This is a genomic window from Synechococcus sp. H55.9, from assembly GCF_047462355.1.
Taxonomy (GTDB): domain Bacteria; phylum Cyanobacteriota; class Cyanobacteriia; order Thermostichales; family Thermostichaceae; genus Thermostichus.
This window is the reverse complement of the sequence record NZ_JANSJB010000020.1, coordinates 1-23,722: the sequence shown is the minus strand read 5'-3', so window position 1 is coordinate 23,722 and position 23,722 is coordinate 1. Positions and strand designations below refer to the sequence as shown.

The 23,722-nt window shown below is 61.5% G+C and carries 23 protein-coding genes; 11 read left to right on the top strand and 12 right to left on the bottom strand.

The annotated features are described in order from the left end of the window. Positions 1-58 precede the first annotated feature (58 nt). The 3 genes from NW857_RS04585 to NW857_RS04575 all read right to left on the bottom strand — a co-directional run bounded on the left by NW857_RS04585 (position 59) and on the right by NW857_RS04575 (position 3,331). Positions 59-2,158 carry a thioredoxin domain-containing protein gene (locus tag NW857_RS04585; protein ID WP_414337089.1) on the bottom strand — a complete coding sequence of 700 codons (2,100 nt, stop codon included), beginning with the start codon at positions 2,156-2,158 and terminating at the stop codon, positions 59-61. A gap of 122 nt (positions 2,159-2,280) precedes the next feature. Next, entirely contained in the window at positions 2,281-2,784 is a 504-nt protein-coding gene (locus NW857_RS04580) for a GNAT family N-acetyltransferase (protein WP_414332547.1), read from the bottom strand. A gap of 79 nt (positions 2,785-2,863) precedes the next feature. After that, positions 2,864-3,331 (bottom strand): SRPBCC family protein, encoded by a 468-nt coding sequence (locus NW857_RS04575; protein WP_414332545.1) that lies wholly within the window; start codon positions 3,329-3,331, stop codon positions 2,864-2,866. Positions 3,332-3,617: 286 nt separating this feature from the next. Here NW857_RS04575 and NW857_RS04570 point away from each other — a divergent pair, with 286 nt between their 5' ends. Further along, a complete protein-coding gene (locus NW857_RS04570; RefSeq protein ID WP_414332543.1) occupies positions 3,618-4,388 on the top strand; it encodes a DUF502 domain-containing protein in 771 nt (256 codons plus the stop codon). On the opposite strand, the gene NW857_RS04565 is transcribed toward NW857_RS04570, so the two are convergent. Further along, positions 4,389-4,718: a TIGR03792 family protein gene (locus NW857_RS04565; protein ID WP_414368094.1), complete on the bottom strand. Its 330-nt coding sequence runs from the start codon at positions 4,716-4,718 to the stop codon at positions 4,389-4,391. 24 nt (positions 4,719-4,742) lie between these two features. After that, positions 4,743-6,077 carry a 3-phosphoshikimate 1-carboxyvinyltransferase gene (gene aroA / locus NW857_RS04560; protein ID WP_414332539.1) on the bottom strand — a complete coding sequence of 445 codons (1,335 nt, stop codon included), beginning with the start codon at positions 6,075-6,077 and terminating at the stop codon, positions 4,743-4,745. Between the two features lie 673 nt (positions 6,078-6,750). Between aroA and NW857_RS04555 the strand changes: the two genes are divergently transcribed. The 7 genes from NW857_RS04555 (at position 6,751) to NW857_RS04525 (ending at position 12,508) form a co-directional block, all read left to right on the top strand. Continuing rightward, on the top strand, positions 6,751-7,218 hold the full coding sequence (locus NW857_RS04555; RefSeq protein WP_414332537.1) for a hypothetical protein: 468 nt from the start codon (positions 6,751-6,753) through the stop codon (positions 7,216-7,218). A gap of 203 nt (positions 7,219-7,421) precedes the next feature. Then, positions 7,422-8,414 carry a leishmanolysin-related zinc metalloendopeptidase gene (locus tag NW857_RS04550; RefSeq protein WP_414368086.1) on the top strand — a complete coding sequence of 331 codons (993 nt, stop codon included), beginning with the start codon at positions 7,422-7,424 and terminating at the stop codon, positions 8,412-8,414. A gap of 2 nt (positions 8,415-8,416) precedes the next feature. Beyond that, complete coding sequence (locus NW857_RS04545; protein WP_414332533.1) at positions 8,417-8,800, top strand: hypothetical protein; 384 nt, start codon at positions 8,417-8,419, stop codon at positions 8,798-8,800. 66 nt (positions 8,801-8,866) lie between these two features. Then, a complete protein-coding gene (locus NW857_RS04540) occupies positions 8,867-9,202 on the top strand; it encodes a hypothetical protein (RefSeq protein WP_414368083.1) in 336 nt (111 codons plus the stop codon). Beyond that, entirely contained in the window at positions 9,202-10,095 is an 894-nt protein-coding gene (locus NW857_RS04535) for a DMT family transporter (RefSeq protein ID WP_414368080.1), read from the top strand. The genes NW857_RS04540 and NW857_RS04535 overlap by 1 nt, the downstream gene beginning before the upstream one ends. A 4-nt stretch (positions 10,096-10,099) precedes the next feature. Beyond that, on the top strand, positions 10,100-11,182 hold the full coding sequence (locus NW857_RS04530; RefSeq protein WP_414368078.1) for a glycosyl transferase: 1,083 nt from the start codon (positions 10,100-10,102) through the stop codon (positions 11,180-11,182). A 30-nt stretch (positions 11,183-11,212) separates the two neighbouring features. After that, on the top strand, positions 11,213-12,508 hold the full coding sequence (locus NW857_RS04525) for a class I SAM-dependent methyltransferase (protein WP_414368075.1): 1,296 nt from the start codon (positions 11,213-11,215) through the stop codon (positions 12,506-12,508). 37 nt (positions 12,509-12,545) lie between these two features. On the opposite strand, the gene NW857_RS04520 is transcribed toward NW857_RS04525, so the two are convergent. Beyond that, positions 12,546-13,325: a hypothetical protein gene (locus tag NW857_RS04520; protein WP_414332523.1), complete on the bottom strand. Its 780-nt coding sequence runs from the start codon at positions 13,323-13,325 to the stop codon at positions 12,546-12,548. 280 nt (positions 13,326-13,605) lie between these two features. Here NW857_RS04520 and NW857_RS04515 point away from each other — a divergent pair, with 280 nt between their 5' ends. After that, entirely contained in the window at positions 13,606-14,901 is a 1,296-nt protein-coding gene (locus tag NW857_RS04515; protein WP_414368072.1) for an efflux RND transporter periplasmic adaptor subunit, read from the top strand. A gap of 55 nt (positions 14,902-14,956) precedes the next feature. Beyond that, positions 14,957-18,154 (top strand): efflux RND transporter permease subunit, encoded by a 3,198-nt coding sequence (locus NW857_RS04510; protein WP_414332519.1) that lies wholly within the window; start codon positions 14,957-14,959, stop codon positions 18,152-18,154. Positions 18,155-18,243: 89 nt separating this feature from the next. Here the strand turns inward: NW857_RS04510 and NW857_RS04505 are convergent, their stop codons facing one another. The 4 genes from NW857_RS04505 to NW857_RS04490 form a co-directional block, all read right to left on the bottom strand. Beyond that, a complete protein-coding gene (locus tag NW857_RS04505; protein WP_414332517.1) occupies positions 18,244-18,480 on the bottom strand; it encodes a DUF2949 domain-containing protein in 237 nt (78 codons plus the stop codon). A 206-nt stretch (positions 18,481-18,686) separates the two neighbouring features. Beyond that, entirely contained in the window at positions 18,687-19,487 is an 801-nt protein-coding gene (locus tag NW857_RS04500; protein ID WP_414348174.1) for a hypothetical protein, read from the bottom strand. 98 nt (positions 19,488-19,585) lie between these two features. After that, on the bottom strand, positions 19,586-20,329 hold the full coding sequence (locus NW857_RS04495; protein ID WP_414368070.1) for a low-complexity tail membrane protein: 744 nt from the start codon (positions 20,327-20,329) through the stop codon (positions 19,586-19,588). A 35-nt stretch (positions 20,330-20,364) separates the two neighbouring features. Beyond that, the gene (locus tag NW857_RS04490) at positions 20,365-20,583 is read right to left on the bottom strand and encodes an NAD(P)H dehydrogenase subunit NdhS (protein WP_414332511.1); all 219 of its coding nucleotides are present in this window, start codon (positions 20,581-20,583) and stop codon (positions 20,365-20,367) included. A 104-nt stretch (positions 20,584-20,687) separates the two neighbouring features. On the opposite strand from NW857_RS04490, the gene NW857_RS04485 reads away from it, so the two are divergent. Beyond that, the gene (locus NW857_RS04485) at positions 20,688-21,278 is read left to right on the top strand and encodes an FHA domain-containing protein (protein WP_414332509.1); all 591 of its coding nucleotides are present in this window, start codon (positions 20,688-20,690) and stop codon (positions 21,276-21,278) included. Position 21,279: 1 nt separating this feature from the next. On the opposite strand, the gene NW857_RS04480 is transcribed toward NW857_RS04485, so the two are convergent. Further along, positions 21,280-22,728, bottom strand: coding sequence for a cation:proton antiporter (locus NW857_RS04480; RefSeq protein ID WP_414332577.1), 1,449 nt, complete (start codon positions 22,726-22,728; stop codon positions 21,280-21,282). A gap of 337 nt (positions 22,729-23,065) precedes the next feature. Beyond that, positions 23,066-23,722, bottom strand: a 657-nt coding sequence (pth, locus tag NW857_RS04475; protein ID WP_414341722.1) for an aminoacyl-tRNA hydrolase, incomplete at its 5' end; no start/stop codon positions are given.

Below are 23,722 nucleotides of genomic sequence, written 5' to 3'. Positions count from 1 at the left end.
GGCGGTTTGGGTAGAGCAGAAGGGATCCCGGCTTGTTCTGGAGAAGGCTGAATCGCTGTCAGTAGGCTCGGTTCTGCCCTTTGCCGATCTGCGACTGGATTTGTTCCAGCGAGCTGGCCGGAGCCAGGCATTTGCTGCCCCAGCACACCAAGCCTAGCGCCCCTTCTGGCAGCGGCTCCGCTTCCGTGGGCAGGGCGAAGACGGTGGTGGGCCAAGAGCGCTGCTGAAAAGCAGGGATGTGCTCGGCCTCTAGGGTGACTTTCACCCAATTGCTGTACCAATCCAGCCCAGCAAACAAACTGGGGCAGGTGCGCGGCTGGGTGCTCATGATGTGAGCAAAGGTTTTCAGGGCCTGTTCTGCCCGCTCCAAGTAGTCCAGATCTCCGGTGATGGCGGCTAGGCGCACCAGGTTGGCAATGGCCACCCCATTGGCTGCAGGGGTGGCGTTGTCCTGAAACTCCTTCTCCCGCACCAACAGTTCAGGGGTGCTCTGGGCATCGCTGACAAAGTATCCCCCCCTGGCCGGATCCCACAGTTGCGCGTCCATCTCCTGCTGGAGCTGGAGGGCAGCCTGCAACCAATCTTGGGGGGTGGGATCCCCCACCAGCGGCAGGCTGACTTGGTGCAAGTCCAATAGGGCTTTGATCAGCAGGGCATAATCTTCCGATTTAGCGGGTACTTGGGCTGTGCCGTCGTAGTTCAGGCGCAGCAGGGATCCCGTCTGGGGGTGGCGCTGCTGGCTGAGGATAAATTGGGCGGCTCGCAGGGCCAACTGCAGACAGTCCTCGTCACCGAACACCTGGTAGGCCCGCGCCAGTCCAGAGATCATCAGGCCGTTCCAAGAGACGATCATCTTGGTGTCCGTGACAGGTGGGATCCGCCCCGGCCAAGAGCGTTGGCGGGCCGAGCGGGCATCTACCGCGGGTGGGAAGGGGGTTCTCCGCTCTGTGGAGCCGTAGCGGGCCCGAAACAGATGGGTGGTCAAGGCGGTCTCTACTTCCGGCGGCAGCTCTCCTCCCTGTTTGCGCTGCAAGACGATGCAGCCGGGCCGATCGGGGAAATTGGGCGACAGGTCAAACGCCTGCTGTAGGGCGCGGAAGGTTGCTTCATCCAGCAGATCCTGCAGCTCCTGCCAGCGCCAAACGTAGAACTCGCCCTCCTCCGGCTCCGTGTCCTCCGCCCGGGCAAAGCTGTCGGCATCCTGGGCGGCATAGAAATACCCGGCAGGGGCAGTCATCTCCCGCGCCACCCATTCCACCGTCAGGCGCACCGCCCGCTCGATAGCTGGATCCTGGATCCCGTGGGCCCACAGCTCAGACAGAAACTCCAAGATCTGCCCGTTGTCGTAGAGCATTTTTTCAAAGTGGGGCACCGTCCAGGTGGGATCCACGGTGTAGCGGTGAAACCCGCCGGCCACATGGTCGAAGATCCCTCCCAACACCAAGGCCATGCCCCGCTCCTTAGCCCGTTCCAGCGCCGTCGGCGAGCCGGGGATCCCTTCCGGTGGGTCGAAGCGGGCCGAGCGCAACACCAACTGGGCGTAGGGCATCATGGGGAACTGCTGCACCGCCCCGGCGTTGGCCAGCAAAGGCTGGATTTTGGGGATCCCGGAGCGCAACAGATCAGGGGGAATATGGTCTTCCGGCACCAGGTCGCTGAGGGTGGTCAGGGCCATCAAAATCTGGCCTTTCATCTCCTCGATTTTGTCTTTTTCCTGGCGGTAAAACTGGAGGATGCGCTGCAGCAAGGTCAAAAAACCCGGACGGCCAAAGCGGGGTTCCACCGGGAAATAGGTGCCCGCGTAAAACGGCACCAGATCATCGGGGGTGAGGAAGACATTGAGGGGCCACCCCCCCTGCCCGCTCATGAGCTGCAGCGCCTGCATGTAGATGCTGTCCAGATCGGGCCGCTCCTCGCGATCCACTTTGATGGGCAAAAAATGGGCATTAAGAAAGGCGGCGATCTCCGGGTTGGAGAAAGCCTCCCCCTCCATGACTGTGCACCAGTGGCAACTGGAATAGCCGATGGACAGAAAAATCGGCTTGTCCTCGGCCCGGGCTTTCTCCAGAGCCTCCGGGATCCAAGGCCACCAATCCACCGGGTTCTCGGCGTGCTTGCGCAGGTAAAGGCTGGAACACGTGGCGAGGCGATTGGCCATAGGTACACCTTCTCACCCTTTTTGCTTCAGGCTAGCGCGTTCTCTTCCCGAGGCCGAGCCAACCCACTGTTGTTCAAGATACACTCACCCACGCCTCTTCTTGCCCTGAGGCTCCCTGTTGGTCAGACCTGCTCCTGTTCGGCAGCCGGGATCAAAAACCCCAGCGGACGCCCGTGTAACACCAGAGTGGTGCTGGGATTTTCCACAAAACCAATTCGCTCGTAAAAGCCGCGCTGATGGGTGGTAAACAGGTAGATGCGCTCCACCGACTGCAGGTGGGGATGGCTGATCAGGGTTTCCACCAGCTTGCGCCCGATGCCCTGGCGGCGGTAGTCGTGATCAACCACAATGTCCCAGAGGACAGCCCGGTAAACCCCATCAGAGGTGGCGCGGCCAAAGCCGATCAGGCGCTCCCCGTCCCAGGCGCTGACCACCGGGTGGCTGTGGGCGATGGCCCGCTCCATCTCTTCCCGCCGGCGATTCTGGGCCCAAAAGGCGTTGCGGTTCAACAACAGCAGGAGCTGCTCCAGATCCAGATCGCCCCGCTCCAGGGAGAAGCGAATGTTGCGGTTGTCCACCGGTTGATGAGAAAGGGCGATGACAGGCTCAGGAGGGGGATCGGACATAGATTCAGACCTTGGCAGCAGCGAGAGTTAACAAGGAATCAAGGGGTCGTCGCAAAACGGAGAACAAACCTGGCCAGGGCTAGCTGGCCGGAGTATTGCTGGCGCTCGCTCCCGCCTGCTCTAGGGCATAGGCTTTGAAGCGCTCCAAGTCCGCCTGGATGGTGCTCTCCACAACTTTGCCCACAAACAGGCCATCCAAGATCTTGCCCAGGATCCCCGGGATCTTGTAGGCCACCGACAGCTTAACAATGGTACTGCCCTTGCGGTCGTAAAAGCGCAGTGCCCCGCGATTGGGCAAGCCTTCCACCGATTGCCAGCCGATGTGCTGGTGTTTCACCACCGTGTGGGTGCGGGAGATCCAACTGAAGGTGAGGCCGCGCGTATCCAGCGTCCACCGCGATAGCTCGTGATCCAGCAGTTCCACTGAGCGGATCCACTTCATCCAGCGCGGCATGAGGGCAAGGTTGGCCCACAGCTCCCACACCTGCTCGATGGGAACAGGCACCTCCACCTGACAGGTGTGCTCTAACCAATCTGACTCGGACATGGGGCCTCCCACACGACATCCGGCAGAACTATCCCAGGGCTTGGCCACAGCGCCTCGGGACAGGCTCCCCGCTTTACAAAATTTTATATCGACCTAAGATAGCATTATCGGCCTCATGAAAGTTCGGGGCTCTGCACTTTCTGGCAGCCCGGTTGTTGGGTCCGAGCAAGTTGTAGCTGCCCCCATAGGGGCAAGGCAGAAGGCAGGTATGATGATTGCCATCTGCAAGCTTCACTTACGTCGGCTCGGTGCGTCCACTCATTTGACTTGATGGAACGACCTCACCATGGTTTCTCAATGGAAACAGCATCTTAAGAACTATTTCGTGGCGGGTTTGCTGGTGGTGATCCCTCTGGCAACCACGATTTGGCTAACGGTGGAGGTGGCCACCTGGAGCATCGGCTTTTTGACCAGCATTCCCAAGCAGTTTAATCCCATCCAGGGGCTGCACCCCATTTTGATCAACCTCATCGATCTGGCGGTGGGCTTGTTGACGCCGGTTGTGTTCATCCTGCTGATCGGCTTCATGGCCCGCAACATTGTCGGCCAGTGGCTGCTCAACCTGAGCGAGCAGTTGCTCCACGCCATCCCGGTGGCGGGGTTGGTCTACAAGACCCTGAAGCAATTGGTCAGCGTTTTGTTTGCCCCCAACAATCAGCGCTTTCGGCGGGTGGTGCTGGTGGAATATCCCCGGCCTGGGGCTTGGGCGCTGGCCTTTGTAACCGGCACCATTCAAACCCCAATCCGGCCGGATGGGCCGCAGCGCTCCCTCAGCCTGTTCGTGCCCACCACCCCTAACCCAACGACGGGCTGGTACGCCATCGTGCCGGAAGACCAGGTGGTGGAGGTGTTCATGCCGGTAGAGGACGCTTTCAAGATGCTCATCTCCGGTGGGATCGTGACCCCGGAAACTTTTGAGGCCGGGCTGCAACGGCGCGAAGGGGCCCTGGCCATGCCCAGCCTGCGGGAGTTGGTGGAACAAGAGCGGGCGGCGGCATCCGCTAGAGCCGACTCAATGGAACCCGAAGTGGGCTTTGAGAGCCAAAGGATCCCCTAATCAGGCTTGTCCTTCTCCCAATAGGTCGGGCTGCCAGAGCTGGTATTCTTTGGCCTGCTCCAGGCGTACATAAAAAGGCCGCATCTGCCGATCCAACCTCTCCACTTGGTCGGGGGAGAAGGCTTTCCAGGCAGCACGGCTGGCCCAGCGGAGGATGAGGTGAACAAGTTCGGGATCCTCTTGGTCCAGCCAGACTTCTTTGCCCAAAAAGCCCGGCTGTTGTCGCAGGGCAGGCCCCCAGATCCGCTCGTCTTCCTGAATGAAGGCCATCTGGCCGCCGGGAGGAACCCGGAAGCAGAGGTGTTCGATGGCGATGGGCTGGTCTGACATCGGCAAAAGTTGGCTCTTGGCTGGCTAGGACGCGGACGAAGGGTTGATCAGCCGCTGCAGGGTGGGGATGAAGTCGGGGTAGGAGATGCGGGCACAGTCGGCCCCTCGAAGGGTGGTGGATCCCTGGGCGGCCAGGGCGGCCACCATCAGGCTCATGGCGATGCGGTGATCGGCGTGGCTGTCCACCTCGGCCCCTTGCAACGGGATCCCGCCTTTGATTTCCAGGCCGTCGGGATACTCGGTGACCTGGGCCCCCATCCGGCTGAGTTCCTGGGCGATGGCCGCCAAGCGGTCGCTCTCTTTAACCCGCAATTCCGCCGCATCGCGAATGACCGTAGTCCCCTCGGCAAAAGCTGCCGCCACCGCCAAAACCGGGATCTCGTCGATTAGCGTGGGAATGAGATCGCCACCAATGCTGCAGCCCCGCAAGCGAGCCGAGCGCACCCGCAGATCCCCCAGGGGTTCACCCGCCATCTCTCGCCGGTTCTCCACTTGAATATCGGCCCCCATCTCCTGCAACACCTGCAGCACGCCGGTGCGGCTGGGGTTGAGGCCCACATCCTGCAGCAGCAACTCGCTCTCCGGCACAATCGAGGCGGCCACCAGCCAAAAGGCTGCTGAGCTGATGTCCCCCGGTACCTGCACCGTCTGGCCCACCAGGCGGGATCCTCCCACCACAGCCACGGTTTTCGCCTCGACATCGACGTGGATCTGGGCGCCAAAGGCCCGCAGCATCCGCTCCGAGTGGTCGCGGGAGAGGGCCGGCTCTGTAACTTGCGTGGTGCCTTCTGCCAAAAGGCCCGCCAGCAACAGACAGGACTTCACCTGGGCCGAGGCCACCGGCGAGTGGTAGTGAATTCCCTGCAGGGATCCCCCCTGCACCGCTAAAGGAGCCAAGGTGCCCCCCGCCCGCCCCCAGATGTTGGCTCCCATCTGCCGCAGCGGCTCCACCACCCGCCCCATGGGCCGTGAGCGCAGGGAGCGATCCCCAGTGACAGCAAAAAAGCGCCCCCGCTGGCCGGCCAGAATCCCTAGCATCAGGCGCAGGGTGGTGCCGGAATTGCCGGCGTCTAAGACATCTGTCGGCTCCTGCAGGCGATCCAAGCCCACCCCTTGAATGCGGACGCACTCGCTGTTGAGCTCGGGGATCCCAGCCCCTAGCGCCCGAAAACAGGCCGCCGTACTGCGAGGATCCTCCCCCAGCAGCAGCCCGTGAATGACGGTTTCCCCTTCCGCCAGGGATCCCAGCATCAGGGCGCGGTGGGAGATGGACTTATCGCCTGGAACCTTGATTTGGCCGCGCAGGCTACGGACTGGCGAAAGTGTCAGGAGGTCGGGAGAAGAGGCGGTGGTCAGCACAGGAGCCGTGACAGCAGATAAAGACAGGGGCAGTCTTGATCATACTCAGGCGTGGATCTGCACCGCTTTCGCCGGCGGTTGAACTCGGGGAAGACAGGCCGTCTTTTGACAGCAGCCCTTCTCGTCCTTGAGGATGAGCTTAACAACATGGATTCCTCGGTCGGGGCTTGGCCTCGGCCTTTTTTTTGCCAGCCCTGATTTTGCAGATGTTATCTACGATATCTAGTGCCTAAAGCTTCCCAGCCACTCATTCTCCCACAATATGCAGGCAATCTCGGCTGGCGGAACATCCATTGGCTTCTGTCGCCCTTGCCTGTAGATTGTGACTGAGCGGCGGCCTGTGATCTTTTCGGGAAGGCTGTGATAGAGTCAATAGGAGTTGTGAACGAGCTTTCCCAGAAAGCGGTCTAACGGTCTCAGGGCTGGGTGGCCAGAAGGGAGAAAGCGATCCTGTAGTTTCGGTAACTCAACAACTTTGCAGAGCAAGGCAAATTACCTTTCCTTTTTGGTTGGTTAAAGTTTTTGTCAAGTAGGATCCTCAGTTGCCGGTCAGCCACAGCCGTGCCTAAAATTGCCGAGGACTGGTGTTTTTCTAGAGGGTCTGTAGATACTATTGATTTTGCCTTCCTTTGGCCTGTTCTTCGCCCATTGACCTTTCGAGACCGACTGCCCTATGACAGATACTCATCCTTGTGCCCCCTGTATTGTGGATACGGGAACTTTGGTAAATAAGCGGGATATTTACCGGCTGCTATCCGATTTGGGACGTGTCCGTTACTTCGACATCGTGGATGGCACGGTACGCAAGCAGGGGGAAGGCTGCGTGATGGATGTTTTTCAGGATCCCACCGCCGCCACGCTGGTGGTAAATGGCAGCCTTTACCTGAATGTGAATAGCTTTGACTACGCCTGTCTGCGGGATCCTGCTGCGGCGGAGGAGCTTGCTGACCTGGGTAAGGAGCGAGCGGGCGTGGTTATTGACTTGGTTCAGGACAGCCGCATCTTGCGCTTGGTCCCCCTGGTGGAGCCGCGGTCGGATCCCGCGGAACTTTTGGGGGATAACCGGGCGTTGCAGGCGGCAGTGGACGTTTTGGCCGCAGGCTGGGGCATAGAGGAAAGTTCTTCTGACTCCCTAGAATAAAGGATTCTAACCCGAAGAATTAGGCCGCCCATCTCGTCCTGAAGTTGGCCGGCACAGTGTGATGCAGATCATTCTTGGGAGGCGGGTCGCAGCCGGTATGATCCACTTGACTCGGAGAGCTTTTCGAGTTTGGGGGTGGTGTGCAGGTTTTTTCAAGACGACGGCAGCTTCTGGGCAGAGTAGGGGGTCTGTTCGGATTCCTGGTGGCTGTGCTTCTGGTACTGGCGCTCAAGGCTTGCGGGGGAAGTGGTGGTTCCTCTTCGGTAAGTGTCATTCCCGCTCCCACAACCGTCATTCCCACCTCTACTCCAACTGTCGTTCTCACCCCTACCCCGACTGTTTTCCCTTCGCCGACGGCTACCTCTGTTCCCCAGTTCGCGATTGACGTTCGTTTTCCCGACAACAGCCTCACTCCCAGCCAGCAAGCCATTGTCCGCAGCGCGGCCTTGAGGTGGCAGGAGATCATCGTCGGGGATCAGCCGGATCTGCGGCCCACCAACATCCGGGCCGACGAGTGCGCTGCAGGGTTTCCCAGCACGTCGCTCAATTTCCCCATTGACGATCTGCTAGTGGAGGTGCGGGCAAGAGACCTGGGCAACGAGCGGATTTTGGGGGGAGCAGCTCCCTGTTTTGTGCGGGCCTCCAATGGCCTGCCTTTCTACTCTGTGGTTGTGTTCAACAGCCAAAACCTCTCGGCTTTGGAAGAGCGGGGTGACCTGCCCATTACTGCTTTGCACGAGTTGGGCCATGCGCTTGGCTTTTTGCCCAGCGTCTGGGATCCCAAGGGGCTGACGGTGGGCTTGGTGGGGCGGGATCAGCCGACGCCGCCGGGCTATGACCCCCACTTTATTGGCCCGCGGGCGGTTGCCGCTTTTACCACGTTGGGGGGGAATGCCCCTTCTGTTCCCTTAGAGAACCAGTTTGGGGAGGGATCCCGCGATTCCCACTGGCGGGAGAGCGTCTTGGGTCGGGAGCTGATGACCACCCGCCTCGACCGGGGGGTGCCCAATCCCTTAAGCATCCTTACGGTGGGAGCGATGGCAGATATCGGCTACGCAGTGAACCCGGCGGCAGCCGATGGCTTTGAGCTGGGGCGCAGCCGGCCCATCTCGGAACCCCTGGAGCTGCAGGAGCTGGAGCTGGCCCTACCGCTGCGGCGCTTCGATGCCACAGGCAGACCGGTGGGGGATCCCTGAGGTTGAAAAAAGCATATCTACCTATAGCCAAGCTGCCCGTTCTTAACAATAATGAGTGGCCAGTTGCAGAACGTTACGACATCGGCAAAATGGGCATTCTCAAAAAGCTGTTCGGCGGTCTTTTTTCCTTCTTTGGCATTCTCTTCGGCGGTCTGGTGGATTTTGTAACCGGGCCTTTTCGCTCGGCGCCTGGACAATCCGCTCCAAGCCAGTCGGCAACTTCCTCTAACTCTGCGGCAACGGCTGCACCTGCCAAGCCCAAAGTGGTGGTCGAAAGGCCCTTTGTGCCCAACGAGATCCCGGCTCCGCGTCCTAACCGTCGCCCTGGCCCAGCTCTAGATCTGTTCCGCGCCATGGCCCAAGAGATCCCGTCGGCGCGGGCCTAGCTTGCCCTGCTTTTGGGGAGCAGCTCGTAAGATGGAGATGGCCCTGTATTCTGGAGACTGCTCCCTATGTCGGATCTTTCTTTCTCAGAACAAGAACGGCTAAAACAGCTTGAGCGCGAACTGGAGCAGGCGGCTGCGGCCTCTGGGGCGCTGAGCTCGTCTCAGGGGAAAAATGCCGTTCGCACTTGGGCTGAGTGGGGGCGTCCACTGCTGACGGTTTTGGCCATTTTGGGCTGTATCTTGCTGGTGGGGCTGGTCTTCCGGGTTTTCACCACTGTTCTCAAGTGGGCGGTGGTGGCGGGTCTGGGCTACCTGCTCTACGTCTGGGTGGTGGCGCCACGGCTGGGCCTTCCCACCGGAGCGAGGCCAAAGGCAGAAGACAGGGATCTGGACAGCTTTTGATGCGCAGGGATCCCTGGCGGGCCCGCGCCTACCTGGCGGCGGCTATCTTGGGCTGGGCCACAGCGGCCAGCGCCTTTAAGTTCGGGTTGCAGCACCTCTCACCGACGGTCTTGCTGATTTTTTCGGCGTGTAGCTCCTGCCTAATCTTGGGGATGGTTCTGGTGGTAACAGGGCGGGCGCCTCTTATTGCCCAACAGAAGGGATCCCAAATTGGCCTGTCGGCGCTGCAGGGGCTGCTCAACCCGTTTGGCTACTACGGGGTGCTCTTCCAAGCCTATGATCGCCTCTCGGCCCAGGCGGCACTGGCTTTAAATTACACCTGGCCGCTGCTGCTGGCTCTCTTGGCGGTGCCGCTGTTGGGGGAGCGCCTGCGCGGGCGGCTGCTGCTGGCTTTGGGAACGAGCCTGGTGGGGGTGGTGCTGGTGGCCACGGGGGGCTCCTGGGGCACCCTGCAAGTGGAGGATCCCTGGGGAGTGGGACTGGCGGTGGGCAGCGCCGCTATTTGGGCCCTCTACTGGCTGCTCAATGTGCGGGATGGACGGGATGCCGTGCTGAAGTTGTTCCTGGGGTTTGTCTTCGGCAGCGGCTATTGCCTGGCGCTATTGCCGTTGCAGGAGCTGAGGTGGACTCTAGCAGGGCTGGGCTGGGCGGCCTACATCGGCTTGGCGGAGATGGGCCTGACTTTTGTGTTCTGGCTGCGGGCGCTGGAGCTGGCGGACGAGCGCGGATCCCTGGCCAATTGGGTCTATGTCACGCCATTCCTGTCGCTGGGGTTGATCGCGGTGCTGTTGCAGGAGCCGATCGCGCCAGGATCGCTGCTGGGCCTGGGCCTCATCTTGGCCAGCAACCTCTGGGGATCCCGGCGGGAAAAGTCTCAGCCTGTGCTTTCCTAAGGCTATGGCGGTGAATCCAGTTCCTCTCTATGTGGCGGCAACGGCCCATGGGTTTGGGCACGTCACCCGGCTGACGGCGGTGGTGAACACTTTGCGGCGGCGGGAGCCGCAGATCCTGCCCATTTGGGTGACGCCGGCTCCCGCTTGGCTGCTGGAGCGCTACGGGGAAGGGGAGTTTCTGCATCGGCCCCGCGCTTTGGACGTGGGGGTGGTGCAGCCGGATGGGCTGCAGGCGGATCTGCCGGCGACGTTAGCGGCCCTGCGGGCGTTCCAAGGGGGGTCTGCCGACCTCATCCGAGAAGAGGCGGAGTTCATCCGCAGCCAGGGGGTGCCGTTGCTGCTAGGGGATGTGCCCCCCATTGCCGCCGCCATTGCCGAGGCCGCCGGGATCCCCTGCTGGATGGCCAGCAACTTCGGCTGGGACTTTATCTATCAAGAGTACGGCCCCCAGTTTCAGCCCTTTGTAAGCTGGATCCGCGAGCTGTACGGGCGCTGCCAGCGGCTGTTTCGCCTGCCCTTTGCTGAGCCTATGGGCGCCTTTCCCCACCAGGAACCCGTGGGGTTGACGGGGTCGGATCCCCGCTACTTGGCTGAGGAGGTGGCCCAGCGCCTAGGGCTGGAGCGGGAGCGGCCCACGGTTTTGTTGACCTTTGGCGGGCTAGGGCTGCAGGGCTTGCCCTATGAGCGGCTTTTGGATTTTCCCGACTGGCAGTTTCTCACCTTCGACCCCAAGGCTCCCCCTTTGCCCAACCTGCAGGTTTTGGACGGGCAGAGGTGGCGCCCGGTGGATGTCATGCCCCTCTGCCGCTGGGTGGTGTCCAAGCCGGGCTATGGCACCCTAGCGGAGGCGCTGCGCTGTGGGATCCCCATGGCCTGTGTCAACCGTTCCAGCTTTGCCGAGTCGCCCCTCTTGGTGGAGGGATTGCGGCGCTACGGCTGGCATCGTATCCTCTCGCCGGAAGAGTTCTTTGCGGGATCCTGGGACTTCTTGCGGGATCCCCCTCACCCACCCCAGGCGTCGGAGGAGCTGGATCGCAAGGGCAATGAGGCCATTGCCGACGCTATTGCGGCGTTCCTGAGGCAGTAGCATAGGGAGCAGCTTCCTGGAGTGGATCCCATGGCCGGCAGCACAACCGAGTCTTTGCGGCAACTCTACGAGGAACTGCCCTATCCCAACGTACCTGTTGAGGCGTCGGGCCGCAGCGCCATCGGTAGTCTGTACCGCCTGAGCTGGACGACGGCCCAATACGCCCGTACCCGCGCCATCCTGCCCAGCGAGGGGATCGCCATCCTCAACGTCGGCTGTGGCTCCGGCTGGGAGACCTTGATCTTGGCGGAGGCCAACCCAGGGGCGCGGCTGGTGGCCTGCGACCTCTCGCCGGCGTCGGTGCAGGCAACGGAGCGGCGCCTGCGCTACCACGGCTTTGGGGAGGTGGAGCTGCATGCCCTCAACCTGTTGGAGATTGAACAACTGGGGCAGCGGTTTGACTTCATCAGCCTCAACGACGTGCTCTATCTGCTTGAGGATCCCGTGGCGGGCTTGAAGGCGCTTAAGCGGGTGCTCAAGCCGGACGGGATCTTGCGGGCCAACCTGCACCACGCCTACCAGCGGCAGGTGATCTTCCGCCTGCAGGAGGCGTTCCGGCTGCTGGGCCTGTTTGAGCTGCCCACCCCCGAAGCCTGCCGGCGGGTGCGGGAGTTCATGGCCAGCCTGGCCTCTGACGAGCTACGCGCTGCCCTGCACTGGGATCCCCAGATCTACAGCGACGACACCAACATCCGCGCCAACTACCTCTTACCCGGCGACAAAGGGTTTTTGCTCCCGGATCTCCTGCGCATGCTTCAAGAGGCGGAGCTGGGCTTGGTTTGCCTAGTGGACTACGCCGACTGGGATCCGACGCTGCTCTTCAAAGACAGGGCCATGCCGGCTTGGCTGCAGGCGGAGCTGGACAAGCTTTCCCCTGCCGAGCAAAACCACTTCTACGAGCTAATCTACCCCAACCACCGCCTAATCGACTTTTGGGCGGAGCACCCCGGCTCTTCCCTGGTCTTGCCCTGGAGCGACGCCGACTGGCTGGAGGGCAGGGTGCAGCTCAACCCCATCCTGATGGACAACGCCGAGTTTCGCCACAACTTTGCCCAGGCCCACGACAAGAAGCTGGAGTTTGCCATGAACTGGCCGGGGGCCAGCCGTGGGCGCCTGACCATACCAGCCCCCCAGATGGCCTGGCTGGGATCCCTGTTGCAGGGGCCAGTGGCGGTGGCTAGCTTGGTCGAGCAGGCGGCCCAAGCCCATCGGATCGACCAGGAAGCGGCCCAGGAGCAGGTGCTCACCTACCTGGCAGGGCTGGAGTCGTTTCTGTTTGTGATGTTGGATCCCAGCCCAGCTTCTCTTGCCAAAGAAGGGATTTGAAATGGCGGCAATCTTGGGCATGCAGGGGAGAGGATCCCTAGCGGTCCACCAGGCGCAGCTCAAAGGTAAGAATGTTGGCGGCCAAAATCTCCAAAGCTCCCCCCTCGATGAGGTCGCGGGTGAGGGCAGCCCCAGAGCCACTTTGTTGGATCAATTCTCGGCTGCGGCGCACTGTCTCTTGCCGCTGGGGATCGTCCACAACCACCTGCCGCTGGTTGGAGAGGCTGAGGCGGTAGTAGTGGGGCAGCTCGCCACGGGTGGCGTCAATGGCCAGGTTGGTTTCTTCAGGAGCAACGCGGAAGGGGGCACGGGCGGTGAGCAGCGCCACCTGGATATCCTGATCCCGCCCGTCCAGGCCCTGGAGCTCGGAGATGTCGATCTGGAAGCGGAGGGTGTCGCGGTCGCGGCTGAGGCGCTCTGCCCGCACCTGGTTAAAGCCGACGGCAAACTCCCGCTCCGGCTCGCCAAACCGCTGGATGGTGGACTGCAAGACCGATTCTTCGTTGAGGGGGGTAACCCGGATGAGGTAGTCCCAGTTCTGGACAAAGGCATACTCATTGGGCCCGACGCGGACATTGGGATCCACCAGGTTGGCAGTGGGGCCAGGGCTGCCGGCCCGGCTGAGGGCCACCAGGTACCAATAGTTGGGGCTGATGGGCAAGCCCATGGTCATGCGCACTTCCAATACTGGCCGCGCCCAAGCAGCAACCGCCGTGAAGGCTGTGATGGCTGCTGCTCCGAGGCAGCTCCACAGCCAGTGCTGAGGACGACAGTCGAGCTGCAGCGGGCGAAACCAGGTTACGGCTACAGTCCTCATATCAACTTCCTCAACTGCAGCGACTTGCCTTCGCGTCAGGTAACAAAAGATCCGATGCTTGCGCAACAAGTTTGGAACCGTCTGGCCAAAGATGGCCGTTGTCCGGCGAGCTGGGGCTCTGGACGCTAAGCTGGGCTTTTGGCTAAGCATACACCTTAGTTCTGGATTGGGAAGGATGGCAAGCGCTTTTGCACAGGTGCAGGAAGGCACAGGCTCATTACCTTGGTTAGTTGAGCCAATGCAGAGAGGGGATGCCTCTGTTGTGGGAGCAGTTGTAATCATGAGGCGATTGCGAACAGCTCTGCCGCTGTTGTGTTTTTCTTTGCTGCTGGCTGCCTGTCGAGCGGGGGGGCCCCCTCGCGGCATGGAAGGCCGAGGAAGTGGACAAAGCCAGCCCACCCCGGTGGCCATCGGCGCCGTGGAAGAACGGCCCATTCAGGAGACTGCGGAGTTCATCGCCAGCCTCGGATCCCAGCAGGTGGCAAGCATCCGGCCCCAGGTGAGCGGCCAGGTAACCCAGGTGTTCGTGCGGCTGGGATCCCAGGTCTCTGCCGGGGCGCCCCTGTTTGCGATCGACAGCCGGCAGCAACAGGCGGCGGTGGCCGGCCAAACGGCGGGGATCGCGGCGGCCCAGGCCAACCTGGAGAGCAGCCGAGCCGTGCTCAGCCAGTTGCGGGCGGAGCGGCTGCGGCTGGAGGCGGCGGCAGAGTTCGCCCAGGAGCAGCACGAGCGCAACCTGCGCCTCTTGGCCGAGGGGGCTATTAGCCAGGCGCAAGCGGATCAGTCCAGCCGCGATCTGCGCCAGGCGGAGGCAGCCTTGGCGGCCCAGCAGGAGCAGATCCGGGCCCAAGAGGCGGCCATCTTGCGGGCAGAGCGAGAGGTGGAGCGGGCCCGGGCCGAGGCGGAGCGGCAGCAGGTGCAACTGCAGTTTTTCCAGGTCACGGCTCCCTTTGCCGGCATTGTCGGCGAGGTGTTGGTGCGGCAGGGGGATTATGTGACACCCCAGACGGTTTTGACCACCCTGACCCAAACCCAGGCGCTGGAGCTGAACCTGAACATCCCGCTGCAGCAGGCCCCCCGCCTGCGCATCGGCACGCCGGTGCAGATCCTAGATAGCGGCGGCGAGGTCATCGGCACCAGCCAAGTCTCTTTCATTGCGCCTGAAGCGGATCCCGGCACGCAGTCGGTCCTGGCCAAGGCCTTGCTGGAGAACCCCGCCGGCCAGTTGCGTAACGCCCAGTTTGTGCGAACCCGCATCGTCTGGGAGGAGCGGCCAGCTTTGTTGGTGCCGGTGACGGCGGTAGCCCGTCTGGGCGCCCAAACCTTTGTCTACACGGTGCAGACTGCAGATCCTGCAGAAGAGGGCCAGCCCCCTGGAGCGGTGGCGGTGCAAAAGCCGGTGCGGCTGGGATCCATCCACGGCAACAGCTACGAGGTGCTGGAGGGGCTGCAGGCCAATGAGCCGATTGTGCTGAGCGGCCTGCAAAAAATCCGCGATGGCGCCCCCATCGTCGATGAGGTGCTTTTGCAGCAGAGGAGGCAAGGAGGAGGGAGACCACCTGGATCCCCGCCCTAGATCTCCCCTCTTGAGCTCGGCCACTCCCTTCTACTCCTCATGCGGATCCCTGTCTATGTTTGTTGACTTTTTCATTCGCCGCCCTGTCTTTGCCAGCGTCTGCTCCATCCTAATCGTGCTGGTGGGAGCAGTGAGCATCCCCCTGTTGCCGGTGGACTACTACCCGCAGGTGGCGCCGCCGGCAGTGACGGTGACCGCTGTTTACCCCGGGGCCGATGCCGAGACGGTGGAGACGGCGGTGACGAATGTGCTGGAGCAGGAGATCAACGGCGTCGAGGGCATCCGGTACATCTCCTCGGTCAGCAGCAGCAACGGCACCAGCCAGATCACCGTCACCTTCAGCCCGGATCGGGATCTGGACACAGCAGCTGTGGATGTGCAGAACCGGGTGGCACGCGTGCAGGCGCGGCTGCCGGCAGAAGTGATTCAAAACGGCCTCAGCGTGGAAAAGGCGGGCGATAGCGCTTTTGTGCAGGTGGTGGCGCTGCGCTCAGAGGCGGGGGAATACGACGAGCTGTTTGTGAGCAACTACGCCGAGCTGTTCGTGCGGGATGCCCTGCGGCGCATCCGTGGCGTTAGCGATGTCATCGTCTTTGGGGAGCGCACCTATGCCATGCGCATCTGGCTGGATCCGACGCGGCTGGCCGGCTACGGGCTGACGGCGCTGGATGTGGTGAACGCGGTGCGCCAGCAGAATATCCAGGTGCCTGCCGGCCAAATCGGCAGCCAGCCCAGCCTGCCGGATCAGGAGTTTCAGATCAGCGTCCAGGCCACGGGTCGGCTTTCCCAGCCGGAGGAGTTTGCCCAAATTGTCCTCAAAGCCAGCCCAAATGGCGGCTTGGTGCGCATTGCCGACGTGGGCCGGGTGGAGCTGGGAGCCCGAAGTTACGATACGTTCTTCCGCATCGGCGGCCAGGAGGCGGTGGGGATCGCCATCACCAAGCAGCCGGATGCCAACGCCCTCGAGGTGTCGCGGCAGGTGCGGCAGACGTTGGCCGAGCTGGCGAAAAATTTCCCGCCCGGCTTGATCTACGAGATCGCCTTCGACGCCACGCTGTTCATCACCGAGTCGGTACAAGAGGTGATCTTCACCCTGCTCCAGGCTATCGTCCTGGTGGTGCTGGTGCTGTTTATCTTTTTGCAAGATTGGCGCATCACCCTTATCCCTACCGTCACGATCCCGGTGGCGCTGCTGGGGACGTTCGCCTTTGTGCGCCTATTCGGCTTTTCCATCAACACCCTGACCATGTTTGGCCTCACTTTGGCCACCGGTTTGGTGGTGGACGACACCATCGTGGTGGTGGAGAACATCTCCCGCTACATCCGCGACCGCGGCATGCGGCCTCTGCAGGGGGCCTCGGCGGGGATGAACGAGGTGCTGGGGGCGGTGATTGCCACGACGCTGGTGCTGCTGGGCTTGTTTGTGCCGATCGCGTTCTTTCCCGGCACCAGTGGCCGCATCTACCAGCAGTTTGCCGTCACCATTGCCGTATCGGTTTCCCTGTCTACGTTTAATGCCATTACCCTGGCCCCGGCGTTGTCGGCGCTGCTGATCCGCCCACGTTCTGAGCAGATGTTTTGGCTGTTGCGCTGGTTTGACCGGGCGGTGGAAGGGATCCGCGCCGCCTATCGCCGGCTGCTGGAGCTGGTGGTGAAGCTGCGGCTGGTGGTGGTGGCGGGGTTTGTCGCCTGTCTGGGCCTCACCTATTGGCTGTTCCAGATCGTGCCAACGGGGTTTGTGCCGGATGAGGATCAGGGCTTTTTCATCACCATTGTGCAGGGGCCGCCGGGGGTTTCGCTCAACTACACCGACCGGGTCATCCGGCAGGCCAGCGCCATTTTGGACGGGATCCCGGAAATCGAAAACCAGGTGATCGTGGGGGGGTTCAGCTTTACTGGGCCCTCGCCGGGGAACGGGTTGATCTTCGCCACCCTCAAGCCCTGGGACAAGCGGCGGCGACCGGAACAATCGGCGCAGGCGATTGTCAACCGGCTGTTCGGGCCCTTTTTGGGCGGGATCAGCCGCTCGTTGGTGATCCCGATTTTGCCGCCAGCCATTCCCGATCTGGGAAACACGGGCGGGTTTACCTTCCAACTCCAGGATCGGGGGGTGAACGATTTCAACCTGCTGCAGCAGACGGCCAACGCCTTTTTCTTTGTGGGCAACTCGCCGCCCCCGCCGGGCCAGCCCCCCCTGGGCGTGCGGATTAATCCGCCCACCTTCAACGCCAACTCCCCCCGGTTGCAGGTCAAGGTGGATCGGGACATAGCGCAGGTGCTGGGGATCCCGCTGGCCGAGGTCTTCGGCACGCTACAGACGCTGCTGGGAGGCACCTATGTCAACGACTTTGACCTGTTCAACCGCAATTACCGGGTCTACGTCCAGGCGGACCAGGCTTTCCGGAGCAGCCCCGAACGTATTGGCCAGTTCTACGTGCGCGGTGGGCAGGGGCAGCTCTTGCCCTTGAGCACGTTGGTTCAGGTGGAGGAGACCACCGGCCCGGCGCTCATCAATCATTTCAACCTCTTCCGCTCGGCGGAGATCCAGGGCAGCCCGCTGCCGGGCTTCAGCTCGGGCCAGGCCATTCGGGCTATGGAAAGTCTGGCTGCCCGCTTGCTGCCCCAGGGGTTTGGCTTCGAGTGGTCGGGCCTGTCCTTAGAAGAGATCGAGTCGGGGGGGCAGGCGCCGCTGATCTTTGCTTTGGGGTCGGTGTTCGTCTTCCTGGTGCTGGCGGCCCAATTTGAGAGCTATGTGGATCCCTTGATCATTCTGCTGGCGGTGCCGCTGGCGGTTTTGGGGGCGCTCTCGGCCCAACTGCTGCGGGGCCTGGCCAACGACATCTTTTGCCAAGTGGGGCTGGTGATGTTGATCGGTCTGGCCAGCAAGAACTCGATCTTGATCGTGGAGTTTGCCAACCAACTGGTTGCCCAAGGGATCCCACTGGCCAAGGCCGCGATCCAGGCGGCGGAGACGCGTTTCCGCGCCATCCTCATGACGGCTTTGAGCACGATCCTGGGCATTTTCCCGCTGGCGGTGGCCAGTGGCGCCGGGGCTGCCAGCCGCCAATCTCTGGGCACGGCTGTTATCGGCGGTATGTTCGTCTCAACCCTACTCAGCCTGCTGGTGGTGCCGGTGCTGTATGTCGTCCTCAAAGGGATCCAAGCCCGGCTGTTGGGGGGAGCGACTGTGGATCTGGCGCATCTGCCGCCGCCAGAGGATCCCAAAGGTCTGCTGCCGGAAGAATCGACTTGATTGCAGGGCAAGACCTATGCCTGTGGATTCCAGCTTCTTCCAGGGACACAGAGGGATAGCGCAGAACCTTGGGGCTCTTGCCCCTTTTCTCAGCCGAGGGCCTCATCTCGGAGCAGCTCGGCGCCGCTAGATACTCTCTCCCAGAACTGGGCCAAGTGTTGCAGGCCCACGAACCCCAACTGCCAGAGGATCAAAGCCAGGGGGCCGTGCTGCTGCCGCTGGATCTTCAGGGCCAAGGCCAGTTGTTTGGGCTTGAGGAGCTGTTGCTGCTCGGCAAAGCGGCAGAACTGCCGATCCCATTGGCTGAGGGCTTGTAAATCCGGCATGGTCGGTTCCATAGGCTTGGCTGGACAAGAAACGCATGGATTGAACGTCAGGGGTCGGGATCTCTGCAGGAATCTTGAGGATCTTTTTGTGGATCCCTTTCAATGGATTTCTTCCAGGGTAAGCGCTCCCCTCAGCTCTCCCCAAGGCGGGTCAGGGCAGAGGGCACTGAGCTTTGCCGCAGAGCTGGCTTACAGGTGCTGTTGGGCTAGCTCCAGGGATCGTCCTCGAAGGGGCTGTCCTGCCAGTAGCCACCCGACTGGGGGAGAGGAGACTGTTGGGGTGGTGGGTAGACGATGGGAGTGGAGGGCGGCGGTGTGGGGATGGGAGTCGGCTTTTCCATATCCTCAAGCCGCGGCAGGTCGGCAGGCTTGGGTTCGACACCGAGGTTTCTCAGCTTGGCTTGCGTTTCTTGCACCTGAGCATTGAGCTCTTCTAGGTAGGCGCGATAGTGGTTGGCGGCTTCTAGATACTGCTTGGCTTTCTTTTCGTTTTCGTGGACAACCGCCTCCAGCTCTTTGGTACGAACGGTGTAGTCGGCCTCTTGGTTGGTGAGGTTTTCGATGGCCTGGTTGAGCACAGCCCGCCGGCGCTCCAGTTGGGCCACGATCTCCGACAGTTGCCGTTCCCGCTCGCTGAGGCTGCGCTCGCGGTTTTGGGTTTGTTCCAGTTGAAAGCTGGCTTGGCTCAGCTGCTCTCGCAAGTACATCACTTGCGGCTCTGTCTCGTTGCGCTCCTGCTGCAACTCAAAGACCCGTGCTTCCAGGTTGTCTTTTTCCTGCTGCAAAACTTCCCGCTCATGCAAAAGACGGGTGTAGAGCTGGTTGAGGAAGTCCACCTCCATCACCACCTGGCTGAGCTGGGTGGCGTATTCCCCAACCAAAGCCAACTCCCGCGCGAGGTTTTGGGTTTCGCTGGTGGCTTGCTCGGTGAAAAACTGGGGAAGTTGGGTGGTTTCTCTGAGGCGTTGGGTGAACTGTTTGAAGCGGAAGGAAAAGTTGCTCGCCATTGCCGGTGCGGTAGCCTCGAAGATCAGGGGAATGCCGATGGTTCGGTTTCACAGTGTGTTGTCTGGATTGACTCCAATCTAACATCGAGCCACAACCCTTAGGTGGGATCGAGGGGAGTTTCAGGGGCCGGCAGGGCAACTTCTGCGGAGGGATCCCGTTTCTGGGATTCGGGTCGTGGGTCTCCTGCCACTTCATTGCCTTGACTGCCTTTAACCTTGTCTCCTGGTTTTTTCAAGTCGCCTTCAGAGAGGTGGCGCAGCAGCCGTTGCAGCAGCGGGATGTGGCGATCGCCGACGACGGAGAAGCGGCTCTCGATCTCCTCAGCAGGGATGGGATCCAGTTGGGCCAGCTCCGGCTCGCTGAGGAGGAGCACCCGTATGGCGGCAAGGGGGATCTGCAAGAACAGGTTGGCCCCCCAAAATCCAAAGGCGGCTACGGCCAGGCCGGCTAAGCGGGTGCCGTTGCCAGGGGTGAGGGAGGCAAAGAGGGGGGCAAAGTCGTAAAGGCGCTCACCGATTTCCAGCATCAGGATTGCCGCCAACAGCGTCAAGATCTTGTGTTCGGGGCTGAGGAAGGCAGCCAAGATGCGGCGTTGGTCGGGGGTGAGTTCCTCTGGGGGAACAGAGGCCACCAACAGGCTGAAGATGTCGAACGGTTTGCGCCACTGCATGGCAAAGACCGGCGCAATGCCCACCACAGCTACCCAAGCTTGCTCCACCCCCACCGGGAGGAGGGGATCCCCCGTGGCCAGCCCGATCAAGGTCAGCCCCACCCACAGGGGGAAGGCAAGGATCCCGGCGGCGTGGATCCAGAGGAAAGGTTCCTGCCAATGGCTGCGCATGGGTGGGTTCTGGGGGGATCGGAAAAAGAACAGAGCTAGGGGCGGGATTTGTCGATCACTTCCAGTTCTGTGAGGCGGAAGGTGACCAATTTATCCCAGTTGCCGCCTTCAAAGAGAACGGCGGCGTGGTCGTCGGTAACCCGCTGCACTTGTCCTTCAAAGAGGTAGTAGGTGTCGTTGGGATTGATGACCCGCACGGCAACGCCGGGGTAGATGGGGGGCAGGTCTTGGAGAAGAGATGGAGTTGCAGTCATGGTTGCTGTTAACAATCCTTACCGGTGGGGAAACCCTACCCTATCATTATGGGGGAAAGGCCCTCTCTTGCCGAGCCTTTCTCTGGCAAAGCAGACCCCAGACAATGTCTACCGACGCAAAGTCTTTCCCATCCCAGGTTTGGCACGTGCTGGTCATCGATGATGAGCAGGGACGGCGGGCGGTGGCCCTCAGCGCGGCCACTTACTCCATCGGCAGGGATCCCGGCAACGCCATTGTCATCCATTCGGCGGCTGTTTCTCGGCAACATGCGCTGCTGCTGCGGCTACCCCAAAAAGACGGCCAGTACACCTACCGGCTGTTGGACGGCAATATCGAAGGCAAGCGCAGCACCAATGGCATCTCGGTAAACGGGCAGCAATGTTTGAGCTGGGATCTCAAGGACGGGGATCAGATCCAGTTGGGGGATCAGGTGCGGATGCAGTATTGCATTCGCCGGTTGTCGGACGAAGATTTTCAGCGATATCTCCAGTCGGTGAGCTTTCGCAGCGTGAAGACGGAGGTGGTGGATCGGCGCTCCACAACGATGCAGCGGTTTGAGCCGCCCTCGCTGCAGGTGATTTTGCCCCAAGAGGAGAGGACGGAGAAGGTTGAACACGTGGGCTCCCGCCGTCGCAACCCGTTGCGGCTGCTGTTCCAGACGCTCTGGGGGCGTTTGGGGAGAAAGCCGAGGTGATTTAACCCTCAGGAATGCCCACCTGCTCTGAGTCTGAGCGCGCTGATGGGGTTTCGACGCGGTCTTGCTCTGATGCTTCTGCCTGCAGATCCAGAAGGGAAGGAGGAGAGTCTGCTGCCCCGGGCAAGACTCCCCGCAGCCAGAGGGGGGCGATAAAGGTGGTGGCGATCACCATGACGATGATGCTGACGTCCAGGGCATCGGAGAGAACGCCGCTGGTGGATCCCACGCCGGCAAACACCAGGCCCACCTCGCCGCGCGGGATCATGCCCACGCCAATGGCATAGCGGTTGATGCCCGGCTTGCCGAACGCCCCCAGGCCGGCGGCCAGCTTGCCCACAATCGCAACGCCAATCAAGAAGACGGCAATGATCAGACCCTCGCGGTTGGCGGGGAGGGTGGGGTTGAGCACGCCGAGTTTGGTTCGGGCCCCGACGCAGACGAAGAAGATGGGCACCAGCAGGTCAGAGACGGGTTTGATCTGCTCTTCCAGCTCTTGCCGTTTCTCGGTTTCGGCCAGAATGAGGCCGGCGGCAAAAGCGCCCAAGATGGCCTCCAGGTGGATCACCTGGCCCACGTAGGCCAACAGAAAAGCCAGCACAAGGGCGGGCAAAAGCGGGTTGCCGCGGGTTCTTAGGTTGTTAAGGAGGGCTACAAAGTAGGGGCTGAGGAGGCGCCCCAAAACAATGGAGCCGACCAGAAAGACGATGGCGCTGACGATGATGAGGCCGATATCGGCTAGGTCAACCTCCCCGGTTTTGGCCAAGCCCGCCACCACGGCCAAGATGATGATGCCCAACACGTCGTCCAGGACGGCAGCGCCGATGATCACCTGCCCTTCGGGGGAGGTGAGTTTTTGCAGCTCGGCCAAGACGCGGGCGGTAATACCAATGCTGGTTGCTGTGAGGGCGGCCCCGGCAAATACCGCGGGGATGGTGGGCACATGAAACAGGTAGAGCAAGCCCAGTGTTCCCGCCAGGAAGGGCACAGCAACACCGATGACGGCTACGGCTGCGGCCTGGGGGCCGACTCGCAACAGCTCGGCCAGATCCGATTCGAGGCCAATTTCAAACAAGAGGATCACCACCCCGATTTCCGAGAGGGTGTCGATGATCTGGCTTTGGGCGGAGAACACCGGCACCAGGGATCCCTCGTCGAGGCCGGCAGTGGTTTGCAAAAATTGCATCAGGGCTGAGGATTGAGCCAAGGTATGCAGCTCTTGGCCGGAAACTGGCCCCTCTGGGAAGACGAGCAACCCCAGGGCAGAGGCTCCCACCATGACGCCCCCCAGCAACTCTCCCAGCACGGGGGGAAAACTCAGGCGAACGGCAATTTCTCCGGCAACGCGGCTGGCCAGGTAGATGACCACCAGAGACATCAGCACCGCTACCAGGATCAGAGGGGCAAGATTGGCGTCCACGGGAGCAGCAGCTTCGACGGCAAGCAACATGGGATCCGGGCAATTCAACAGCAAGATCTCAACCTCAGGTGGACTGCTTTGGGTCTTGTTTTCGTCTTGGGCTGGCACGAGCAGCATCGCTTGGCCAGAAGACTGTTACAAAGGCTAACCCTCATCGGGATCCGCTTGCAACGCTTACATCGGCACTTTGTTCTGCTCAGGCCCATCTCTGTCGAGCGGAGCAGCCTGGAACTAGGCCCGGTTCCATCTGTAGATACTCCAGATAATTAACACTTATCTGGAGTATCGCTTTCCCGACAGAATTGCCCGCTCTCTTGCCAGACAAGACCACACTCCCTCAAAACCGGCAATCGAGGGGAGCCACTTTTTAACCTTCGCACTTTGAGGTCGCCCGCTCCTCACGAAAAGTCCTGCTTGGGCCCAGGGGAGGATTTTGTCCATCTCGCTCGGACGTTGGCCCAGACAGATCTAGGGGATTAAACCGGTTCATGGCCGTCATCAGCCCCTCTTGCAAACAGCACTCCACCGCCTCTACCGCCGTATCCAACACCTGCTCCAGCACCTCTTGTTCTGCAGGGGCAAATCCACCCAACACATGGCCAATCACATCTTCGCTGCCCTTGGGTTTGCCCACCCCCAAGCGTAGCCGCGGCAACGCCTCGCTCCCCACGTGCTGAATGATGGACTTCATGCCGTTGTGTCCGCCGGCAGAGCCGGATCCCCGCAGTCGCAGGCGACCCAGGGGCAAGTCCATATCGTCGTACACCACCAACACCGCGGCGGGATCCAGTTTGTACCAGTCCAGCACTGCCCGCACCGCTTGGCCGGAACGGTTCATGTAGGTCTCCGGCTTGAGCAGGCGCCGCTTGCCCCCCAGAACAAAACCTTCTCCGTAGCTGCCTTGGAACCGCTTTTCCAAAACCAACGGGATCCCCCAGCGCTGCGCCAGCCGATCCAGCACCATAAAGCCGCAATTGTGGCGGGTATCGGCATATTGTGGGCCGGGATTGCCCAAACCCACAAT